Raw genomic sequence first — 19,401 nt, 5'->3', positions numbered from 1 at the left:
TGGCGTACGCAGGTTCGAACAGAAAGCCTGGACGTCGCCATGGGACATGAGACCGCCAAGAAGCCGCCGCCTCCGGCGCGGGCCTATTCCTACATCCGCCTGAGCTCGAAACGGCAGGCCAACCACGACGACCGCACGCGGTACCGGGACGGCTTTCGGCGGCAGGTCGAGATGCGTGAGGACTACCTCAGGGAGAACCCCCACCTCACGCTCGACGACACCCTGAAGCTGCACGACATCGGGGTCTCGGGCTACACCGGCGCGAACGCCGCCCGGGGCGGCCCCGGTAAGCTCGCGGCCTTCCAGAAGGCGGTGGACGACGGCCTCGTCCCCAAGGGGTCCTACCTGCTGATGGAGAGCCTCGACCGCTTCACGCGGACGCAGGTCACGACGGCGCAGATGATGCTGCTGGCTCTCGTGAACGCGGGGATCATCGTTGTCTCGCTCACCGACCGAATGGTCTACCGCAACGAGCCGGACGACCAGGCGAGCCAGGCCAACTTCATGTTCTCGGTCATGACCCTGATGCGGGGGCATGAGGAATCGAGGATGAAGTCGATCCGGCTCCAAAAGACCTGGGAGGAGAAGCGCAGGTCGATCGGCACCCGCAAGCTGACCAGGCGGGTCCCCGGGTGGCTCACCCTCGTCGACGACAAGTTCGTGGAGAATCCGAAGCGGGTCGCCGTGGTCAAGCGTATCATGGGCTGGCTCGCCGACGGCCACGGCCGCGACCGCATCGCCGAGTTCCTGAACAAGGATCCCGACAAGGACACCCACTGCTGGGGGACGGGCCATCAGTGGCACGGCGGCACGGTCCAGAAGGTGACCGACAACAGGGCGCTCATCGGCGAGTTCCAGCCGCACAAGCTCGCCTTCGAGGAGGTGAACGGCGTCCGGGTCTCCCGGCGCGTGCCGGTCGGGGAGCCCGTCCTCGACTACTACCCCCGGGTCATCGACGAGGAGCTCTGGGCCCGGGCCCGGGCGGTGGCGGACAAGCGCCGCATGGGCAAGGCACCCAACGCCGGCGGCCGGCAGGGCACCGTGATCTCCAACCTGTTCGGCATGGTCGCGACGTGCGCGACCTGCGGCAGGCTGATGAACTACCGGGATCGCGGGCCCCGGTCGACGCCGGTGCTGCGCTGCTCTGGGGAACGCTCGGGCAACTGCACGAACACCTATCGGATCCCCTACGACGATAACCAGAACGCCATCCTGAGCTGGCTCGTCACCCTCGACCTTTCCGGCGGCTCGAAGGGCGAGGCTGCACGCCTGGACGATCTCCTCCGCACCAAGGTCGCCATGCGGGCGGAGCTCAAGGAGCGCGGCTCGGCGATCGTCCGGAAATTCCGAGAGTTCATGGAATACGCCGACGAACCCTTGCGTGAGATCGCGGCCGAGCAAGCGAGGCTCGACCGGGAGATCGTCGATATCTCGGCGACGCTGACCGCCCTCAAGGCGACGAACGCCTTGGACGAGCGCGTCGAGGCCGTCGGCGAGCTCATCAGGCTCACCCGAAACAGGGCCGCCGCGACGACCGAGCCGGAGATCAAGGCCGCCGATGAGGAGAGCTTCATGGGCCGGACACGGATGCGCCAGATCATCCGTGACACCTTCATCGCGATGCGCTGCCACCCCGACGGGCGCATCGAGATCGACACCATCGACGGCGGTCGGCACCTGTTCCGCGACGGCTACTGGTGGAACGAGGAGTACAAGGGCTGGATCCCGTGGGCCGGGTCGATGTTCGGGATGGGCTACCGTGCGACCAGGGCCGAGCTCCGCCGGCGCGGCGCATGGCTCGCCGAGGCCGAGGCCGCGCACCCGCCGATGTACTGGCAGGACGTGGAGAGGGCGAAACGCACCGGCGCCGGCTAGACCGAGGATGATCGGCCCGCCGGATCGGAGGGAACGCACCGATGGCCATTAGCCCCGCATGCGAGCGCCTGCTAAGCTTCCGGCGGGTGCGGGGAACGGCTATCGATGGCTACGACCGGTTCGGTCTTCGGGATTATCCTGCAGTGGTCGCTCACCCGGCCGCACTGGCAACGGGATGCTCTGCGTAGGATCGTTGCTCACGGGACGCTCGACGCCGATGACCTTGGCGAGCTGGTGCTGCTCTGCAAGAAGGGCTGCGGCTCTCCCGGCCTCGCCATCGTCGCGGTTCCGTTGTCCGCGGAGCATGTCCCCGGGGCCGCGGCCGCCGGCGAGACGGTGGCGCTGACCGCGATCAGCGACGTCGTCGGCGTCAACAAGCTCGCGCCCGGACAGGAGCTCCCCTTCCAGGTCGACGGGATCACCGTGGTCTACGGCGACAACGGGGTGGGCAAGTCCGGGTACGCCCGCATCCTCAAGCGCGCATGCCGTTCGCGCTTCCCCGGCCGTATCCTCCCGAACGCCTTCGAGACCGCCGCCGCCGCCGGATCCGCCACGATCGGATGCACGGTCGGCGGATCGCCCGTACCTGCCTTGTGCTGGACCGATGCCGTATCGCCCCACCCTGCCCTCGCCTCGATCAGCGTCTTCGATCGCGAGTGCGGCGCGGTCCATGTGCGCGAGACGAACGAGGTCGCGTTCAGGCCGTTCGGGCTCGACATCCCGGACGAGCTCGCCGGGGCGTGCCAATCGTTGAGGACCGCATTGAGCGCAGAACAGGCGACGCTCGAACGAAGCCGGGACGAGGCCTTTGCCAAGCCGGCCTTCGGGGCGGCCACGGGCACCGGCCGCCTGCTCGGCGCGCTGGCACCGGACACGGACCTGGGGCCGTTGGAGCACCTCGCCGTCCTGTCCGACGACGAGCGTTCGCGGCTCCGCCGCCTCGACGCCGACCTCGCCCGTGAACCCGTCCGCGCATCGGCGGAGCAAAGGGAACTGGCGAAATCCTTGAGGCGGCTTGCCGAGGACGTCGGCAAGGTCATGTCCGCCACGGACGACGCCACCCTCGGGCGCCTGGCCACGCTTGCCGGGGAAGCGCGGGCTCAACGCGCCGCCGCCACGCTGGCCGCCGAGCGTGCCTTCGGCGGAACCGCCCTCCGCGGGGTCGGCGAGGCGACCTGGCGAGCCCTGTAGGATGCGGCACGCCACTACTCCGAGCACGTCGCCTACGTCGGTCACGGCTTCCCCCGTACGGACGCGGACGCACTGTGCGTGCTCTGCCACCAACCCGTCTCGGCGGAGGCAGGCGACCGGAAGGCGACGTTCGAGGACTTCGTGAAGGCCGACAGCGAGCGCCAGGCCCGTCTGACCGAGACGGCGTACCGGGACGCCGTCGGCAACCTCGCCGGCGTGTCGATCCGTATGTCGGCCTTCGCGCTCGGCCGACGGCTAGGCGTCATCCATCCGGAAGTCGCCGCCGTCCTGCGCCGCGGCCTGGCGACGGCTCGGCTGCGACGGTGGGCATGCCTGAAGGCGATCCGCGACGGGCGCACCATTCCGCTGCGCGAGGCGTCCGACGGCATCGTCCCCGCGTTGATGCGCGTCGCGGCCGATACCGAGGCCTACGCCGCCGAACTGCTGGCAGCGTCGGATCCGGCGGGCCGTGCCCGCCTGGCCGCCGAGCGCGACGAACTCCGGGATCGCGACCTGCTGGCGACGCTTCTGCCGAAGGCGCGGATCGAGGTGGAGCGTCTATCCGCGCTGGCGGTCATCAAGGCCTGCCTCGCCGAGACGGTGACCAACGCGATCACCGCCCTCGGCAACACCATCGCCGACAAGGTCATCACGCCGAAGGTCCGCGACCGTTTCCAGGAGGAGATCCAGAAGCTTGCCGCCCGGCGGGTCAGGGTCGACATCGTGCGTTCCGGGGGCAGGCTCGGGTCCCCGCACTATCAGGTACGCCTGTTCGCCAACGAAAAGGCCAAGGTCGGGGAGATCCTCAGCGAGGGCGAGCAGACCTGCGTGGCGCTGGCGGCCTTCCTCACGGAGCTCGCGACGGCCGCGCATGGCTCGACGCTGGTCTTCGACGATCCCGTGTCCTCGCTCGACCATCGGTGGCGCCGCAAGGTCGCCGAACGCCTCGTCGAGGAGGGCGGGATCCGTCAGATCATCGTCTTCACGCACGACCTCGTCTTCCTCAACGACCTCCACGTTCTCGCCGGGGAGGGACACGTGCCCATCAGCCTGGTCTCGCTCTCGCACACCTCCGCCGGGGCGGGCATCGTAAGCACGGGGCTGCCATGGGTCGGCGCCAAGGTCAGGGAGCGCCTCGACATTCTGGGGAAGGAGGCCAGGGCCGCCAGGATCCTGTACGATGCCCAGGAGGACGAGGAATACGGGATCGCGGTCTCGCGCATCTACAGCAAGTTGCGCAGCACCTGGGAGCGGGCGCTCGAAGAGGTCGCCTTCTGTGGGGTCATCCATCGCCATCGCGACTACATCGCCACGAAGGATCTCCTGAAGGTCACGACCCTGACCGCCGCCGACGTGCAGGCCTTCGCGGCGGGCTTCAAGCGGTGCTGCGACCAGACCGAATCCCACGATCCCTCACCTGGCCGCAACGCCGCGCCGCCGATACCGGACGATGTCATGAAGGCCGTGCAGGACCTCGGCGATTGGGTCGAACGTGTGCGGGAACAGCAGAAGGCCGTCGCCTGATCTTTCGGTCCTGCCCGGGACATCACCCGCGGCCTTCGGTTCGAGCCGGACCGGGATGTCGCCCTTCGACGCCTACGTCTCCCCGTGGGCCATCGCGGCAAGGTGCCGGGGCTCGCGCTGGTACGCACCGTCCTTGGTCCTGACGAAGAACTTTCCGTGATGGACACGTACGTCCATCTTCTTGCGCAGCGTATCCAGGTCCAATGGCTCGCGGTGAAGTCGCGCGCCGCGACGCGTCGATTGCCGCAATTTCGGGAGTATCTCCTCCGCCGTCGCGGTCCCCCGCGGCGGGATGAGCGCGAAGATCTCCCGCATGACGCGGTCCCAGTATTCCTCGGCCCGAATGTGATCGAGCCGTTTGCGCAAGCGTACGACCTCCGCCCCGAGCTTGGCATTCTCCTCCCGTAGCCGGACAACCTCTAAATCCTGGAGCTTGCCGGTCGCCCGGCGCTTCTCCAACTGGGCGCCCATTTCCATGAGGAGCCCGTCGGTGGCGATCCGCTCCTCTTCCACCCGCCTGCGATCGTCGTCGAGACGGGCCGTAGCCTCGACCATCGCGGCCGCCCACACCGCGCCGGCGAACGTCGTCAGGCCCGCCTGCATCGGCTCCGGCAAGACGCAGACGTCGAGCCGCGGCTTGTATTCCCGCTCCACCTTCCAGTTCCGCACGTGGAGGCAGACGGTCCCGCGGGCGAGGCCGGGGTTGCGCTGCTTGCCCCGCATCGCGCGGATGACCGCCTCGTTCGTGACCGTCTCGTCGCCCTTGGCGTGGATCCGGTCGCAGACCTTGTAGACCCACTCCTGCGGCGTCATCGCGAAACCCTCTCCGAACCGAGGGATAGTTTGACCGATCCATGGTTAAACGACGCTGAAAAAAGCAGGAACGGGAATTGGGAACGTTCCGCGTTCTCGATCCTCACGGAGTCTCCGTCCACGGGACGATCAGGGATTCCCGTTAACCATTCGTCAACCATGATCCGGGCCGCCGGCTTGACCGCGGGCCCGTCCACGCCCACCTGGGCTCCCATGACGAACATGCTCGCCCGTACCCGGATGAAAGCCCCGCAGGCCGCATAACGGCCTGCGCCCGTCGGCGCGCGTAACCAGGCCCCATGGGCCGACCGAGGCGAGTGCCCGGTCCTCGTCATCACCACGGCCCACAAGCCCTGTGGTCATCGGAGGCATGAAAATGCGCCTCTTCGTCTTCAGCGACCTACACCAAGAGATCCCGGCGAACGCATGGGACCCTGCCGCGAGCGTGGCGGCCGGTGGGTTCGACGCGGTCGTCATAGCCGGTGACGTCCACGTTCCGCTCGTGCGCTCGCTCGAATGGATCGGCGAACGTTTCCTCGGGGTGCCGGTCGTCTACGTGCCGGGGAACCATGACTTCTGGTGGGACCGCGGCGAGGATCGCTACACCCTGTCCGACCAGGTCCGCCTCGGCCGGGCCGCCGCCGATCGCCTCGGGATCCACCTGCTGATGGACGACGCCGTCACGATCGGGGACGTGCATTTCGTCGGGTGCACCCTCTGGACGGACTTCCGGCATGGCGCCTTCAGCCTGCTCCACGGGATGCGGTCGGCCGGCGGCCGCGACGGCATGAACGACTTTCGTAGGATCCGCACCGGGCCGAGCAGCCGGCACCGGATCGAGCCCGAGGACGTCCTCAGGCTGCACAGGGCGAGCCGGCCATTCCTGGCGGCCGCTGTCCCCCTCCCGCCCGAGCGGACCGTCGTCGTGACCCATCATGCGCCGAGCCCGATGAGCCTCGGTCCGCCGGGGCATCTCGACTGGTGCTACGCCTCGAACCTGGAGGAGGTCATCGCCGACCGGCGGCCTGCCCTGTGGGTGCATGGCCATGTCCATCGGCACTCGGATTACGTGCTCCACGAAACGCGCGTGGTCTGCAATCCGCGCGGGCACGTCGAGGAGGATACGGGCTTCGTGCCGGATCTCGTCATCGAGGTTCCCAAGGAACCCGACCCTTTCGACCCAACCACGTCAATCACCTAAGTATAATCGCCAATTATATAGTCTTGATCTGATCACACATTGATGCTATACAGCAATATCAAGCATTATTTGATCATAGCACCCAACCTTGAGGCTACCGTGAAACACATTGGCCAACCAAACATCCCACGAAACCACCGATCCATTCCGCGAGGATAGCCGGCCCCACGAGGCAACCGGCGTCCCCGCCCGTGCGAGGACGCCATGCCCTTCGATCCCCTCGAATTCCCCGACGACGCCTTCCTGCGCGAGCCGGAGGAGGAGCCCGACCCACTCCAATCGCCCCGCGACACCCTCGCATGGCTCCTGCTGTGCGAGACGCTCGGCGCGCTCGGCCGCCGCCGCGTGGCCGGTTCGCGATCGCTCGCCCTCGTCATCGAGGCCCCGTCCGAGGGCTACGTGGCACCCCTCCGGGACGCGGCATCGCGGCTGGCCGACTTCCATTTCCACTGCGTCAGGACCGGATCCGACCGGGTCAGGGACAAGCCCTCACACGACAATGTCCTCGTCAGCGAGAAGCTGGCGCGCGGGGGCCGCATCTGCGGCGTCTCCCAGGACCCGTCGCGCTACCTGCCGGCCGCCCTCATGGCCGCCGCCGACCTGCGCATCACCGTCGGGACACCGTCGAACGCCGTCCTCACCGAGGTCATCAGGCAGGCGACCGGCCGCCGTCCGCGCAACCTGCCGGCCGGCCTGGCCGCCGGAACGGATTTCGACACCCTCTGCGCCGCCATCCGCACGGGTTCGACGCCGCGCCAATGCGTTCGGCGGATCCAGGCGATCGGCTCGCAGGCCGGCGTCGACGCCGCCGTCTCCAAGGCCCCGATGCTGGAAGAAACGGTCGGCTACGGGGAAGCCCACCGCTGGGGCATGCGCCTCGTCGCCGACCTCGCGGCATGGCGCCAGGGCACCCTGCCCTTTGAAAGCATAGATCGCACGGTCGTACTCGCCTCGGACCCCGGTCTTGGTAAGACGACCTATGTTCGATCGCTTGCGCGTTCGACGGGACTTCCACTCATCGCTTCCAGCGTGAGTTCTTGGTTCGCAAGCGGTTCCGGATACCTGGATTCAATGATAAAGGAGTGCGATAGGGTCATCGCGCTCGCGGCTTCACAGTCTCCTGCGATACTTTTCCTAGATGAAATTGACGCTCTACCTTCAAGAAAGTCAGTGTCAGATAGGAATAGAGATTTTTGGACCCCTCTGATCAATCATATCCTCATGTCCATCGACTCCGCTATTTCCGGACCTGCGAATAAGCTTGTCGTCATCGCTGCGACGAACTTCGCGGAGCACCTCGATCCTGCCCTGGTCCGCCCGGGACGGTTCAACAGGATCCTCCGCATCGAGCGGCCGGACGCGGGCGTGATGGCGCGGATCCTCCGCCAGCACCTTGGCGACGACCTTCCCGGCGCCGACCTCTCGGGCGTCGCCGCGGTGATCGAGGGCGAGACCGGCGCCGTGGCGATGGGCCTCGTGACGACCGCGCGCGCCCGGGCGCGCGAGGCCGGGCGCGAGCTCCGGCTCGTCGACCTGATGGCCGAGGCGATCCCGACCGACGACCGGCCGGTCGAGGCCGTGCTCGCATGTGCGCTTCATGAGGCCGCCCACGCGGTCATCGCGCATCATTGTGGCGTCGGGATCGTCACGACGATCTCGTGCGTCCGGCAAGGCATGAGCGGGGGCCATACGCGGATCGACGAACCGAGGGGCATGCTGATGACCCGTGCCCGTCACGAGGCGATCGTGACGGCCCTGCTGGCCGGCCGGGCCGCCGAGGAACAGGCGGGGGTGGTGAGTTCGGGCGCCGGCGGCAGCGCCCGGTCCGACCTCGCCCGCGCGACGCGGGAGGTCGCCGCGCTGCATGTCTCGCTCGGCATGGCCGGACGGCTCTCGTACCGCGCCGATCCCGAGAACGTCTACACCCTGCTCTCGGTCGACGCATCGCTCTCGCGCGCCGTGGAGGCCGACCTTCAGCGCCTCTACGCCCACGCGCGGGATCTGGTCAGGACCCACTGGTCGACGATCACCGCGGTCGCCGACGCGGTGATGGAGGCCCGCACCATCGGCGGCGCCGCCTTCCGCGCCATCGTCGCCAGGGCCCATGCCGACCAAGCCGCCATCGAGGGAGCCAAGCCATGAACGACGAACTTCACCACCTGACGGAATTCGTGAACAGGGCGGTCGTGCTGCGCGACGAGCTCGGTAACGAGGCCTATCGCAGGGCGATGCGCCGGGCCCTTGTGGCCCTGGGCGACGCCGTGATCGACGAGGCCGAGCGCCTCGCGCAGCCTCTGGCCCTGCGCCACCACGGTACTGTCATCCCGTTCACCGGCCGCGTCAGGCCGTCCGCGGCCGTTCGCGAAAGGGTCGATTCCACCTGTCGGACGGTCGATTCGGGTCGGACTGCGTCGGAAACGACCGATCCGGAAGGCCTCAAACGGCGCCGATCATCGTATTGAGTCCCTAAAATATGCGGCAGGCTGTCGCAGCCTGCGCGCGGTCGCGGACCGCGAATCGGACCGGAATGGTTAATGGCCAATCGGCTCTCAACCCTTGGTTGTCGGTTTGACCTAGCTGGGAAGTCGTCGAAACGATGCCATGGCATCGACCCGTGCACACCCGACGCAAGAGCGCGACCTAAAGGAAAGAGGCGGTGGCAGGAAAGGATGGGCGCGCCGATCCTTGAAACGGTGTCCCGATCCTTCAAGGAGATCGTACTCATTCCTTGCGTCCACAGAGCGAAAAGCATGTCGGCGGACCTTCCCATCAGCCGGTCCCGAGCCCCATCGATCGGCGGGTCGGGAATGAGCCGCGGGGCGATCGCCGACGCAACCTGAAGCTACGTTTGGCAATGAGCCCAGGCATCGATACGAGGAGGAGGCGATGGGGACGAAGCCCACGCAACGGCAACGACGGGTTGTGGACCGACCCGAACCCGAACTCTGGAGGCCCGATGAACTCATGACCCTGGCGGAGGCGGCGGCGCTGTTCTGGCCCCATGGCCCGCTCGGCGTGTCCTCGCTCCGGACCGCGATCCGCGACGGCGTGCTGTCACCGGTGCGTGTCGCCGGGAAGCTCCTGGTCACCCCGGCCGCGATCGCGGCGATGAGCGCCGGAAAGCCGAAGGTCCCCTGAGGGGCACCGTCGGCCCACCCCGGCGTACGAAAGAAAAAACGCCCATCGACCGGCTGGTCGACGAGCGCTCTCTCTCAACGTGCCGATGGTCCCGGGCCGCATTCTTCGCGGGAGGTAGCCCGAGGCCTGAAGCCACATAACCACTGGGTTCTACAGTCATGTCCAACGCAAATCAAGGCCTCGGCCAGATCGTCTCCGAAAGCATCGTGCAGGCCCTCCTCCATGCCTCGCTCGCCACCGGCAGGCGCGGCCGCAAGACCAGCCCCCCGAGGATCTGGATCCGGGCGGACCGTCTGACCGACGGCGAGCCCACCTGCTACGCGGTCTTCCGCGGCAAGGCGCACAGCCTGGCGCTGCCCGCCTCGCAGGAGGTCGAGGCCCGGCAGTTCCTGTCGACCACGATCCTCGCCGTCGAGGCGCGCGCCAGGGGCCTCGTCGCGCCGCGCGACGTCCCCGTGCGCGTCATCCTCGAATGGTACCGCGACGACCAGCGATGCCTGTACCAGGCCAACCGGCACCGCAGGCGCGCCCACCGGACGATGGTCACCCGCACGACCACCCTCCTGCGGCGGCTCGGCCGCAAGGTCCTGGGCGATCTCGACGGTGTCGCCATCACCCGGTACATCGACGCCCGCATGAGGGACGCCCACGGGGCGTACTCCAAGACCAAGAAGGTCGCCCCGCGGGTGAGCCTGTCGACGGCGTGCGACGACATCGGCCACCTCCGCCGCGCCATCCAGGCCTACGTCGCTTTCTTCCAGATCCCCTGGATGCCCGCCATCAAGGTGCCCGCACACTTCACGCGGCGTGAGTTCCTGGTGGACCGGCACCTCTTCGCCAGGATCCTGGAGAGCTGCCGCGGCTACGTCTGGGACAAGGCCACGAACGGCTGGCTCATGGAGACGGTGGTCAATCCGACCACCGGCGAGGAGAGGCAGGTCCGCGTCAGGCGCAAGCCCGACACCGTCGCACACCGCCGCGCCGTGTCCCGCCTCGTGCGGATCGCGGTGTACAGCGGGACCCGGCATGGCGCGGCGCGCGCCCTCAAGTGGAAGCTGAACGCCCGGGGCGGCTGCATCGACGTCGAGCGGAACGCCATCCACCGCGCCGGCTACGGCGACGACCCGAACGGCGGCAAGCCCCAGCTCAGCTCGGCGATGCGAGGGCCGCTCCGTTCCTTCGCCTCGATCTGGGAGCGACGGGACCGGATCACCGGCGCGCAGCACGTGATCCACAAGCTCGACGGGTCACCCTTCCGCTCGCACCTGAGCGGGACCGTGCGGGAGGTGATGGCCGATGCCGGGGTCCCGGAAGCGTGCGTCCACAGCCTTCGGCACGCATCCATCACCTGGATGATGCACGACGGCTACGACGTCGCCACGGTCGCCGACATCATCGGCGTCAGCGAGAAGACCGTGTGGGCGGTGTACCGGCAGTGGAACATGCAGTCCCAGCAGCGTGCGGTCGGCGCCGGCCGCCTGCCGATCGCCAAGATCTGGACTGCGGTTCGTCTCGATCCCGCCGCCGACAACGATAGCGGCGCCGCCAACCAGGGCACCGAGAAGTCCTTCCGCCAGAAGGTCGCCGTCCTCCAGCGGGCACCGACCGGCCGTGCCGTCCGCAAGCCGTCGACCGACCGTGCCGCCCGCAAGCCGAAGAGCGTCCGGACCGTCCGCGGGCCGGCCCGTTACCGCAGGGCCCGCTGACCGCGGGCAACGGCCAAGGACCAGGACGCCGCCCCTCCCCCGGGGCGGCGTTTTCCGTTCGATCCCTGTCCTTCGTACCTGAACCTCGGCTCGCTGCGGGGATCGCGGAAGATGACGTCCGGCGACCATGCCACGATGATGTCCCCCTTCCGGGAATGGCCTAGCCGGACAGGCTCCCGAGACGTTCGATCAACGTCGCGGCCAAGTCCGGCTCCGCCACCGCGAACAGGTACCCCGCCGCCGCGACGTACATCGCTGCGACCACAGGCAACGCAATCCGGTAGACGCTCCGACCCTTGGCGATGGGTCGTTCTACCAGCCGTGCCCATTCCGCCTTCGAGACGAAGGCGTAGAGCTTCACGCGCCATTCCTTCCTGGCTTGGTCGGCCAGGCCGTTGAACCGCCAGTTCGAGAGCATGGTGATGCCGAGGCTCACGAGTAGCAGGACCGCTGTCGCCAACGTTACCCATCGCAACACCCCGGCCGTCGCGATCTGCGGGGCGGTCGGCGACTTCAACGCGAGGACGACGCCGGCGAGCGCGAGGTCACGCCAGAGCGAGGAGAGCAGGTCCCGCGTCGCGGACTGCGCCCGCCCCACCTCGTCCTGCAGGCTCTTGCGCAGGTCGCCGAGGGTCTTCAACGCCTCCTTGCTCTGGTCCTGAATGTGGAAGGCATAGGCCTCCTTCGCGCTCGTCAGGCTGGCCGTCAGGGCGGGCAGCAGGCCGGCTGGCCAGTGCATGCCTCCCCGCCAATCCATCGACAAGTGGTTGTTCAGGAACTGGAACCGGGCCTCGGCCTCGCGCTTCGAGGCGTACACCCATGTCGCCGCCTCGATGAGGGGCTCGAAGATCTTGGCCGGCCATTCCGGGTCGCCGTGCGGGCCGATCGGGATGGGTGCCGACCTCGGTCCCTTCAGGACCACCATTTCGGCCCCCTCCACGGTCCGGATCTCGTTCGGCAGCGTGTAGGGTAGCCGCTCCACCGCCGCGGCAAGCCAGGTCGCGAACACGCCCGAGGCCCCGAGCGGGGCGTCGCGCAGCAACCATGGCCCGATCTCGGAGGGCGTCCGTCGTTGCGTCAGGTCCCGCACGAGCTTGAGGGGACGCTCAGGGGCCTCGGCGTTCGCGGGCGGGGTCCGCGTGCCGCCCCATGGCGATACGGCGACGGTGAACGATGCAAACGCCTCGAACGGCACGCCGACCCATATGGCGACGGGGGCGGCGACCAAGGCGTCATTCAAGGAATCCCCAAATCCCTTCTCCGTCAGGAAGTAGCACCACTCGGCGCTCCGATCCTTGGTCAGCACGACCTGGAGCACGTCGTTCGCGAGGTCGTCGAAAGGTGTTTGAGCCGGGTCGAGCTGGCCGTAGACCTTGCCATAGACCTTCAGAGCACCGAACCCGCCCTCGGTCGCAAGCCGCGACACGGACGCCAGGCGAGCGAGCATGTCCGCGTCCGCGCACCGTGTGTCGGTCACGCGCCAGGTCGTCGCGTTCTCCGACGGCGACGCTCCGACGTGGGCCGTCAGTTCGCCCGCGAGCGTCGTGAAGGCCTCGATGAAGGCGACGGTCATTTCTGCACAATGGAGGTGGTCCGGATCGTGATCACGTAGGTGTCCCCGTCCTTCACCTTCTCGAACGTCTCCGCCGCCGCTTCCGGAACCGTGATCTCAATGCCTTCCGAAGTCCTGAACTTCTGGGGACCGGCGGCGGGCAGAGCATTCCGATCGAACCTGAAGGACTGCCCATCGAGGCGAACGGCAGCCAGCTGCTCAACGTAGGTCCCCCTGATCGCCTCCGTTCCATGGGCCCCGAACAGGTCGGCGAAGAGTTGGTCCTCGTCGAACTCGGGGCGCCGCAGGGCGATGCCGTCCAGCTTCTTCCGCCAGCCCGTCGCGATGTCCTCGGGGAGATCCCCAGCATGCGCCTGGATCGTCCTCAGCAAGGATTTCGACAAGGCCGTCGTCATCTCGGCCTCGCTCTGCATCCGGGTGACCTGGAGGAAATCCCGGAAGAAAACGGTGATGCCGGACCGCATGCTGTGGTCGATGACGACCAGTTCACCACCGGCCTCGTTCAGCTCGATCAGTGCCGACTTCTGCAGGGATTTCTTGTTCTCGGTCAGCGGTTTCGCCACCGCGGTCAGGATTGCGACGGCATCCTGTTCCACGACGCCCAGCACGCGGTCCCCATAGTCGTACTTGATCAGCGAGTAGAGCCGCCGGCCGTTCGTCACCAAGGACAGCACGATGAGGATGCCCTGCTTGTGCCGGTCGTCGTCATCGTGGAAGGCGGTCGCGAGCGCCTTCGACACCGCCACGAACTCGGCCGGATCGGCGTCGATGGTCCGAAGCCCCTCAAGGGTCGCCGAGCGCTCGTCGAAGGCGAAGCGGTTGCCCTTGAGGGTATCGATCACCCGCCCGACGAAGAACGGTTCGAAATCCCCGATTGGCACCTCGTCGAATAGGGTGGGGGCTGGCAGTCCATGATGAACGGCATGAAAGATGAAGTTCTCGACGCGTAGCGCCTCCCTCTCCGCGACCGTCAGAACCGGCATGCCCGAACCACCCCCCAATCCGGCCCGGCGTTTTATCCGCCAGCCAAGTTCCTTGTTTGTTCTATCATAGCAGGACGACGGAAGGTTTCCACCTACTACCGAGCTTTATTGATCGGCTACCTTGCATTCACGGGGGTAGTTCAATCGATATGATGCATAGGGTTCGGGCGATCGTTTGCCCCGTTCGCTAGTGGTGAAAATCCGACGGATGGAACCCATGCTTTGGGTCTCCTCCCGACCCTACTCGGTCATAGAAGCAAGCCAATGGAGGCCTTGAAAGCAGACGTTGCAGCTGGACGCGCGCTGCGAACGCATGCTCTCGGATTCCCGCTTCCCGCGCTCGTGAGGCCGCCCGTTCAATCCACAGTCTGCATCTGGACGACGCCGCCGAGTTCACCGGGCTTGCCCGAGACCACCACGAGGTAGCGCCGGCTCGCGCCGGCATCCGTGCGGGTGATCTGGCGGATCGGGCCGATCGCGTTGACGATGGCCGCGCCGGCCGGGTTGGTCATGAAGGCGGCGAGCGGCTCCAGGCCTGCGGCCCCCTTCGGATCGGCGGCCAGCGCCAGCACGAACGGCATCTTCGAGGGCAGTCCCGTTACCGCGGCCTGCAGCGTCTGCAACACGCCCTGGTCGAACAGGGTGACCTGCGTCGCCGGCTTGCCATCGGTACCCGCGAGCGTCAGCGCGCTGGTCTTGCCGGCTGCGCCCAGCGCTTGGAGGTTTTGCATTCCGTCGCCCTCCGGCACGGCGTTCGGGACGTAGGCGACGCCCTGCGGACCCTGCCCGATCGGCACCTCGGCGATCACCGTGTTCGACGCGGTGTCGATCACCGCCGCCTTGTCGGCGTTCTCCAGGCCGACATAGACGCGGCTGCCGTCGCCCGAGGGCCAGAGCCCGTGCGGTAGGGCGCCGGTCGGAATGGTGGCGACCTGGGTGAAGTCGTCGGTGCGAAACACCTTGACCTGGTTCAGGCCGCCGATCGTCACGTAGGCGAACTGGCCGGCCTTGGTCGAGACGATGTTGACGTGGTTGGTGATCGGCCCGGTCTCGATCGTCTTCAGCGGCGCGAATGGCGGCGTCGCAGAGAACACCTGGGTCCGGCCGACATCCTTGAGGGTGAACCACACCTGCTTGCCGTCCGGTGTTGCGGCGATGTCGGGGCAGAACGGGCTCTCCTGCTTCACGCGCCCGACGATGGAGTGGGTCTTCGTGTCGATCACCACCGTCTCGGGGCTGAAGCTGGAGCAGACATAGCCGTAGGCGCCGTCCGGCGAGAAGATCGTCATGCCGGGCCCGTTCGGCACGGTGATTCGGCGCGTCTCCTTGGCGGTCGCGGCATCGAGCACGGCGATGTAGTCCTCGCCGCGCACGCTCACCCAGACCTCTCGGCCGTCCGGCGTGAAGAAGGCCTCGTGCGGCGCGCGGCCGACATAGGCGGTGTGGCGGACCGTGTTGGTCGCCGTGTCGATGAAGCTCACGGAGTTCGAGCCGATCGAGACCGCGAGCAGCGTCCTGTGGTCGGGCGAGAAGCCCATGCCGTGGACGAGGAGCTGGCCGCGATAGAGCGGGCTCAGGTTCATCGGCGTCGGGTCGCCGAGCCGGATCACGCCGAGCAGGACGTTGGCGGCGGGATCGACCACCGAGACCGTGTTGGAGAACTGGTCCGACGTATAGAACCGGTCCCTGCCGCTGACCGGCACGTCCGGTGCAAAGGCTGCACCCGGGGCCTGCCCGGCGAGAGCCGAGCCGGAGAGCATCGCGAGCGCGAGGAGGGTGAGGGCGGTCTTCATCGGCAGATCTCCGAAGGCATCTCGGCGGCAGGGGCCGTGCCATGGTGGTGAAGGTGGGTGGCTGCGGCAGACGAATCCGGCGCGGGAGGGAGATCGGCGAGCGCCCGGCGCATCACCGCGATCTCCTGGCCCTGTTCGACGATGATCCCCTGCGCGAGGCGGCGCAGGACCGGATCCTTGCCGTAGAGCAGCTCTGCCTGGGCCATCGCGATCGCGCCCGCGTGGTGCGGGATCATCATCGCAGCGAAGTCGCGGTCCGGATCGCCCGAGGGCGGGACCATCATGTCGGCATGCATCCGCGTCATCGACTGCGCCATCATCGCGTCGAAGGACGCGGAGACGATGGCCGGCGGCTCGGCGGCGGCCAGCGTCGGGGGCATCATCATCCGGCCGCCGACGAGGCCGCCGGCCATCACGGCGGCCGTGAGCGCAAATCCCAGTGCTCCGCGCATGGGCCGTCCTCCTCGTTCGTTGTCGATGGGAGAGATGCCGGGGAAACGGCTTTATTCCCTGGCCGGGGACGAATTGGTGGCCCTGCCGATGTGATCGATCTTTTCCAAATGTCAGTGGAATAGACGCGCCCGTTCGGCATCTCTCCCGATGCGGTCATGGTAGACCGCCGGAGACCTCACTCATGCGCACCATGCTGATCCGCGCCGCCTTTGCGGCCTTCGCCTTCTCCGCCGTCGCCGCCCAGGCCGCTGCGCCTGCGATAACGGCCGAGACTGCCAAGGGGCCGGCGCTCGTCGATTCCAAGAGCATGACCCTCTACACCTTCGACAAGGACATGGGCGGCAAGTCGATGTGCAACGGCCCCTGCGCCGCCAACTGGCCGGCACTGATGGCCGCCTCCGGCTCGGCTGCTAGTGGCGACTGGACGATGGTGACGCGGGACGACGGCACGATGCAGTGGGCCCACAAGGGCAAGCCGCTCTACACCTTCGCCAAGGATACGAAGCCCGGCGACATCACCGGCGACGGATTCCTCAACGGTGCATGGCACATCGCCAAGCCCTAATCGGTAAAGCCTCGTGGACGAGATCGCCGCCCTCATCGAACCGCAGATCCCAGCGTTGCGGCGCTACGCAGTCGCACTGTTGCGGGACCGCGAAGCGGCGGACGACCTCGTCCAGGACACTTTGGAGCGGGCGTTGTCCGCCTGGTCCGGACGTCGCCGCGACGGCGACCTGCGAGCCTGGCTGTTCACGATCGAGCGCAACCTGTTCCTTGGCACTGTTCGACGCCGGGGCCGGCGCGGCATCGATGTCGGCGCTGAGGCTTTGGAGCAGGTGCCCGATCCGGGTGCCGACCCCGAGGCCGCTATGGGGGCACGCGACGTGCTCACCGGGCTCGACACCCTGCCCGAGGAGCAGCGCTCGGTGCTGCTCCTCGTCGCGGTCGAGGATCTGTCTTATGCCGAGGCGGCCCAGGTGCTCGGGGTACCGCTCGGCACGGTGATGTCGCGGTTGAGCCGGGCCCGGACGCGGATGCGCGGTTTTCTGGAAACTGGCCGGACCGGACTCTTGAGGAGGGTGAAATGAGCGGGGATCCGCGCCCGGTCGGCGAGGACGACCTCCACGGCCTGATCGACGGTCGTCTCGAACCGGAGCGGCAGGCGCTGGTCGAGGCATGGCTCAGGGGAAACCCCGCGCGGGCGGCGGAGGTCTCGGCGGATCGCGCCCTACGCGAGCGCTTGCGTGCCCGCCTCGCGCCGATCGCCGAGGAGGCGATTCCGGCGCGGCTCCGGGTGGCCAACATCCGCTCGCGACATCGCCCGATAACCTACCGCTGGCTTCCGGTCGCGGCTGCGGCCGTGCTCTGCCTCGCGGTCGGCGGCGCCGCCGGCTGGTTCGGCCATGCCGCGCGGCAGGTACCCACGGTCACGCTCGCGCGAACCGAGCCAGCGACCGACGACGCGGTGGCGGCCTTCCGCACCTACGTGGTCGAGGCGGTGCATCCGGTGGAGGTGCGCGCCGACGAGAAGCCGCACCTTGTTACGTGGCTCTCGAAGCGCCTCGGCCGGGCGGTGACCACCCCCGACCTTACGGCGTACGGCTTCCGCCTGATGGGCGGCCGGCTGCTGCCGGCGGGTTCCGAATCCGCCGCGATGCTGATGTACGATGACGACCACGGCACCCGGCTGACACTCTACAGCCGCGTAGGCGATGCGGATGGCCGCACGGTGTTCCGCTTCGCCCGCGAGGGCGACATCGCCGCCTTCTCCTGGGTCGATGGCGGCATGTCCTACGTCGTCACGGGTCGCACCGACGAGGCGCGGCTGTTGATCGTCGCGCAGTCGGTCGACGCGCAAGTCCGTGGACTGCCGGTTCCGCAGCGGCAACCATGACCCTCGACCAACTCCGCATCTTTGTGGCGGTGGCCGAGCGACAGCACGTGACGCGGGCCGCCGAAGCGCTGAACCTCGTCCAGTCGGCGGTCAGCACGGCGATCGCCAACATCGAGGGGCGACACGCCACCAAGCTCTTTCACCGGGTCGGCCGCGGGATCGAGCTGACTGAGGCGGGGCGCATATTTCTCGTCGAGGCCCGCGCCGTGCTCGCCCGGGCCGAGGCCGCCGAACTGGTGCTCGCCGACCTCAGCGGCCTGCGGCGCGGGACGCTGGCGCTCTACGCCAGCCAGACCATCGCCAGCGACTGGCTGCCTCGCCACCTCGTCGCCTTCCGCCGGGCCTACCCTGAGATCGCTATCCGGTTGGCGGTGGGCAACACCACCGACGCCGCCGACGCGGTGCGCGCCGGGCAGGCCGAACTCGGCTTCGTCGAGGGGGCGCTCGACGACCCGACGCTTGCGAGCACCACCATCGCGCAGGACCAACTGGTCCTCGTGGTCGCCCCTGGCCATGCCTTCGCCGGGGCGACCGACCTCGAACCCGAAAATCTCGCCGGGGCCGACTGGGTGCTGCGCGAGGCGGGATCGGGAACCCGCTCGGCCTTCGAGGCGGCCCTGGGTGCGGCCGGCCTCGCAGCCGCCCAGCTTCGGGTCACGCTCGAACTGCCCTCTAACGAGGCGGTGCGCGCCGCCGTCGAGGCCGGGGGCGGGGCCGCCGTCCTGTCCGAGACCGTGGTCGCCGCCGCGCTTCGGACCGGAACCCTGGTGCGGGCGGCGTTCGCCCTGCCGAGCCGGCCGTTCCGGGTGCTGCGCCACAAGGAGCGCTACCGCAGCCGGGCCGCCGACGCGTTGCTCGACCTGATCGCGACGGCGGATGCCGGATGAGCGATCCTGCGAAACCCGTGCACCCCGACGATCCCCGGGTGAGGCTCGCCGAGGACCGGACGGTTCTGGCAGCCGAGCGTACGTTCGTGGCGTGGCTTCGCACCGGGCTCGCCTTCCTCGGCGTCGGCCTGGCCGCGCAGCGCTTCCTGCGGGAGGTGCTGGCGGTCTGGCCGCTGAAGGTGCTGTCGCTCACGTTGATCGCCTGCGCGCTTGCCTCGTTCGCCGGCGCCGCATGGCGGGACCGGGCGATCCGGGCGCGTCTCGCCGATGCCGAGATCCCGATGATGCCGCGCATCCTCACCGTCGGGATCGTGGCCTTGCTGATCGCGATCTCGGGCCTTGCGGCCACCGCCCTGCTCTGGGCGTGACG

General features: G+C 68.1%; 18 protein-coding genes. 13 read left to right on the top strand and 5 right to left on the bottom strand.

Translation table 11 applies throughout. The features are described from left to right. Positions 1 to 39: 39 nt before the first annotated feature. The 3 genes from J7U37_RS01585 to J7U37_RS01575 all read left to right on the top strand — a co-directional run bounded on the left by J7U37_RS01585 (position 40) and on the right by J7U37_RS01575 (position 4,590). The gene (locus J7U37_RS01585; protein ID WP_243911143.1) at positions 40 to 1,875 is read left to right on the top strand and encodes a recombinase family protein; all 1,836 of its coding nucleotides are present in this window, start codon (positions 40 to 42) and stop codon (positions 1,873 to 1,875) included. Between the two features lie 105 nt (positions 1,876 to 1,980). Beyond that, positions 1,981 to 3,066 carry a hypothetical protein gene (locus tag J7U37_RS01580; protein ID WP_247634616.1) on the top strand — a complete coding sequence of 362 codons (1,086 nt, stop codon included), beginning with the start codon at positions 1,981 to 1,983 and terminating at the stop codon, positions 3,064 to 3,066. Between the two features lie 78 nt (positions 3,067 to 3,144). Further along, positions 3,145 to 4,590 carry an AAA family ATPase gene (locus J7U37_RS01575; RefSeq protein WP_247634615.1) on the top strand — a complete coding sequence of 482 codons (1,446 nt, stop codon included), beginning with the start codon at positions 3,145 to 3,147 and terminating at the stop codon, positions 4,588 to 4,590. 72 nt (positions 4,591 to 4,662) lie between these two features. On the opposite strand, the gene J7U37_RS01570 is transcribed toward J7U37_RS01575, so the two are convergent. Further along, positions 4,663 to 5,403, bottom strand: coding sequence for a DNA-binding protein (locus tag J7U37_RS01570; RefSeq protein WP_243911141.1), 741 nt, complete (start codon positions 5,401 to 5,403; stop codon positions 4,663 to 4,665). A gap of 376 nt (positions 5,404 to 5,779) precedes the next feature. Here J7U37_RS01570 and J7U37_RS01565 point away from each other — a divergent pair, with 376 nt between their 5' ends. The 5 genes from J7U37_RS01565 to J7U37_RS01545 all read left to right on the top strand — a co-directional run bounded on the left by J7U37_RS01565 (position 5,780) and on the right by J7U37_RS01545 (position 11,448). Next, positions 5,780 to 6,604, top strand: a complete 825-nt coding sequence (locus tag J7U37_RS01565) for a metallophosphoesterase (protein ID WP_247634614.1) — start codon at positions 5,780 to 5,782, stop codon at positions 6,602 to 6,604. 204 nt (positions 6,605 to 6,808) lie between these two features. Continuing rightward, on the top strand, positions 6,809 to 8,746 hold the full coding sequence (locus tag J7U37_RS01560) for an AAA family ATPase (RefSeq protein ID WP_247634613.1): 1,938 nt from the start codon (positions 6,809 to 6,811) through the stop codon (positions 8,744 to 8,746). Beyond that, positions 8,743 to 9,066, top strand: a complete 324-nt coding sequence (locus J7U37_RS01555; protein WP_247634612.1) for a hypothetical protein — start codon at positions 8,743 to 8,745, stop codon at positions 9,064 to 9,066. Before J7U37_RS01560 ends, J7U37_RS01555 begins: the two co-directional genes overlap by 4 nt. A 502-nt stretch (positions 9,067 to 9,568) precedes the next feature. Next, positions 9,569 to 9,742 carry a hypothetical protein gene (locus J7U37_RS01550; RefSeq protein ID WP_243911137.1) on the top strand — a complete coding sequence of 58 codons (174 nt, stop codon included), beginning with the start codon at positions 9,569 to 9,571 and terminating at the stop codon, positions 9,740 to 9,742. A gap of 158 nt (positions 9,743 to 9,900) precedes the next feature. Continuing rightward, positions 9,901 to 11,448 carry a hypothetical protein gene (locus tag J7U37_RS01545; protein WP_247634611.1) on the top strand — a complete coding sequence of 516 codons (1,548 nt, stop codon included), beginning with the start codon at positions 9,901 to 9,903 and terminating at the stop codon, positions 11,446 to 11,448. 160 nt (positions 11,449 to 11,608) lie between these two features. Here J7U37_RS01545 and J7U37_RS01540 read toward each other — a convergent pair whose 3' ends face one another. The 4 genes from J7U37_RS01540 to J7U37_RS01525 form a co-directional block, all read right to left on the bottom strand. Beyond that, a complete protein-coding gene (locus J7U37_RS01540) occupies positions 11,609 to 13,021 on the bottom strand; it encodes a hypothetical protein (protein WP_247634610.1) in 1,413 nt (470 codons plus the stop codon). After that, positions 13,018 to 14,004 (bottom strand): nucleoid-associated protein, encoded by a 987-nt coding sequence (locus J7U37_RS01535; RefSeq protein ID WP_243911134.1) that lies wholly within the window; start codon positions 14,002 to 14,004, stop codon positions 13,018 to 13,020. The genes J7U37_RS01540 and J7U37_RS01535 overlap by 4 nt, the downstream gene beginning before the upstream one ends. A 356-nt stretch (positions 14,005 to 14,360) precedes the next feature. Next, a complete protein-coding gene (locus J7U37_RS01530; protein WP_056217678.1) occupies positions 14,361 to 15,797 on the bottom strand; it encodes a YncE family protein in 1,437 nt (478 codons plus the stop codon). Next, positions 15,794 to 16,249, bottom strand: coding sequence for a DUF305 domain-containing protein (locus J7U37_RS01525; protein ID WP_056160290.1), 456 nt, complete (start codon positions 16,247 to 16,249; stop codon positions 15,794 to 15,796). Before J7U37_RS01525 ends, J7U37_RS01530 begins: the two co-directional genes overlap by 4 nt. A 182-nt stretch (positions 16,250 to 16,431) precedes the next feature. Here J7U37_RS01525 and J7U37_RS01520 point away from each other — a divergent pair, with 182 nt between their 5' ends. From J7U37_RS01520 to J7U37_RS01500, 5 genes are read left to right on the top strand one after another with little or no spacing between them, the layout of a single operon-like run. Next, positions 16,432 to 16,815, top strand: a complete 384-nt coding sequence (locus J7U37_RS01520) for a hypothetical protein (protein ID WP_056160287.1) — start codon at positions 16,432 to 16,434, stop codon at positions 16,813 to 16,815. 13 nt (positions 16,816 to 16,828) lie between these two features. Further along, a complete protein-coding gene (locus tag J7U37_RS01515) occupies positions 16,829 to 17,338 on the top strand; it encodes an RNA polymerase sigma factor (RefSeq protein ID WP_056217681.1) in 510 nt (169 codons plus the stop codon). Beyond that, entirely contained in the window at positions 17,335 to 18,144 is an 810-nt protein-coding gene (locus J7U37_RS01510; RefSeq protein ID WP_056160280.1) for an anti-sigma factor, read from the top strand. The genes J7U37_RS01515 and J7U37_RS01510 overlap by 4 nt, the downstream gene beginning before the upstream one ends. Further along, a complete protein-coding gene (locus J7U37_RS01505; protein ID WP_056217684.1) occupies positions 18,141 to 19,031 on the top strand; it encodes a LysR family transcriptional regulator in 891 nt (296 codons plus the stop codon). The genes J7U37_RS01510 and J7U37_RS01505 overlap by 4 nt, the downstream gene beginning before the upstream one ends. Next, on the top strand, positions 19,028 to 19,399 hold the full coding sequence (locus J7U37_RS01500) for a DUF202 domain-containing protein (protein WP_056160273.1): 372 nt from the start codon (positions 19,028 to 19,030) through the stop codon (positions 19,397 to 19,399). Before J7U37_RS01505 ends, J7U37_RS01500 begins: the two co-directional genes overlap by 4 nt. Positions 19,400 to 19,401 lie beyond the last annotated feature (2 nt).

It is taken from the genome of Methylobacterium sp. 37f (genome assembly GCF_023093475.1).
Taxonomy (GTDB): domain Bacteria; phylum Pseudomonadota; class Alphaproteobacteria; order Rhizobiales; family Beijerinckiaceae; genus Methylobacterium.
The sequence above is the reverse complement of the archived record's forward strand: the minus strand, read 5'-3'. Positions and strand labels throughout refer to the sequence as shown.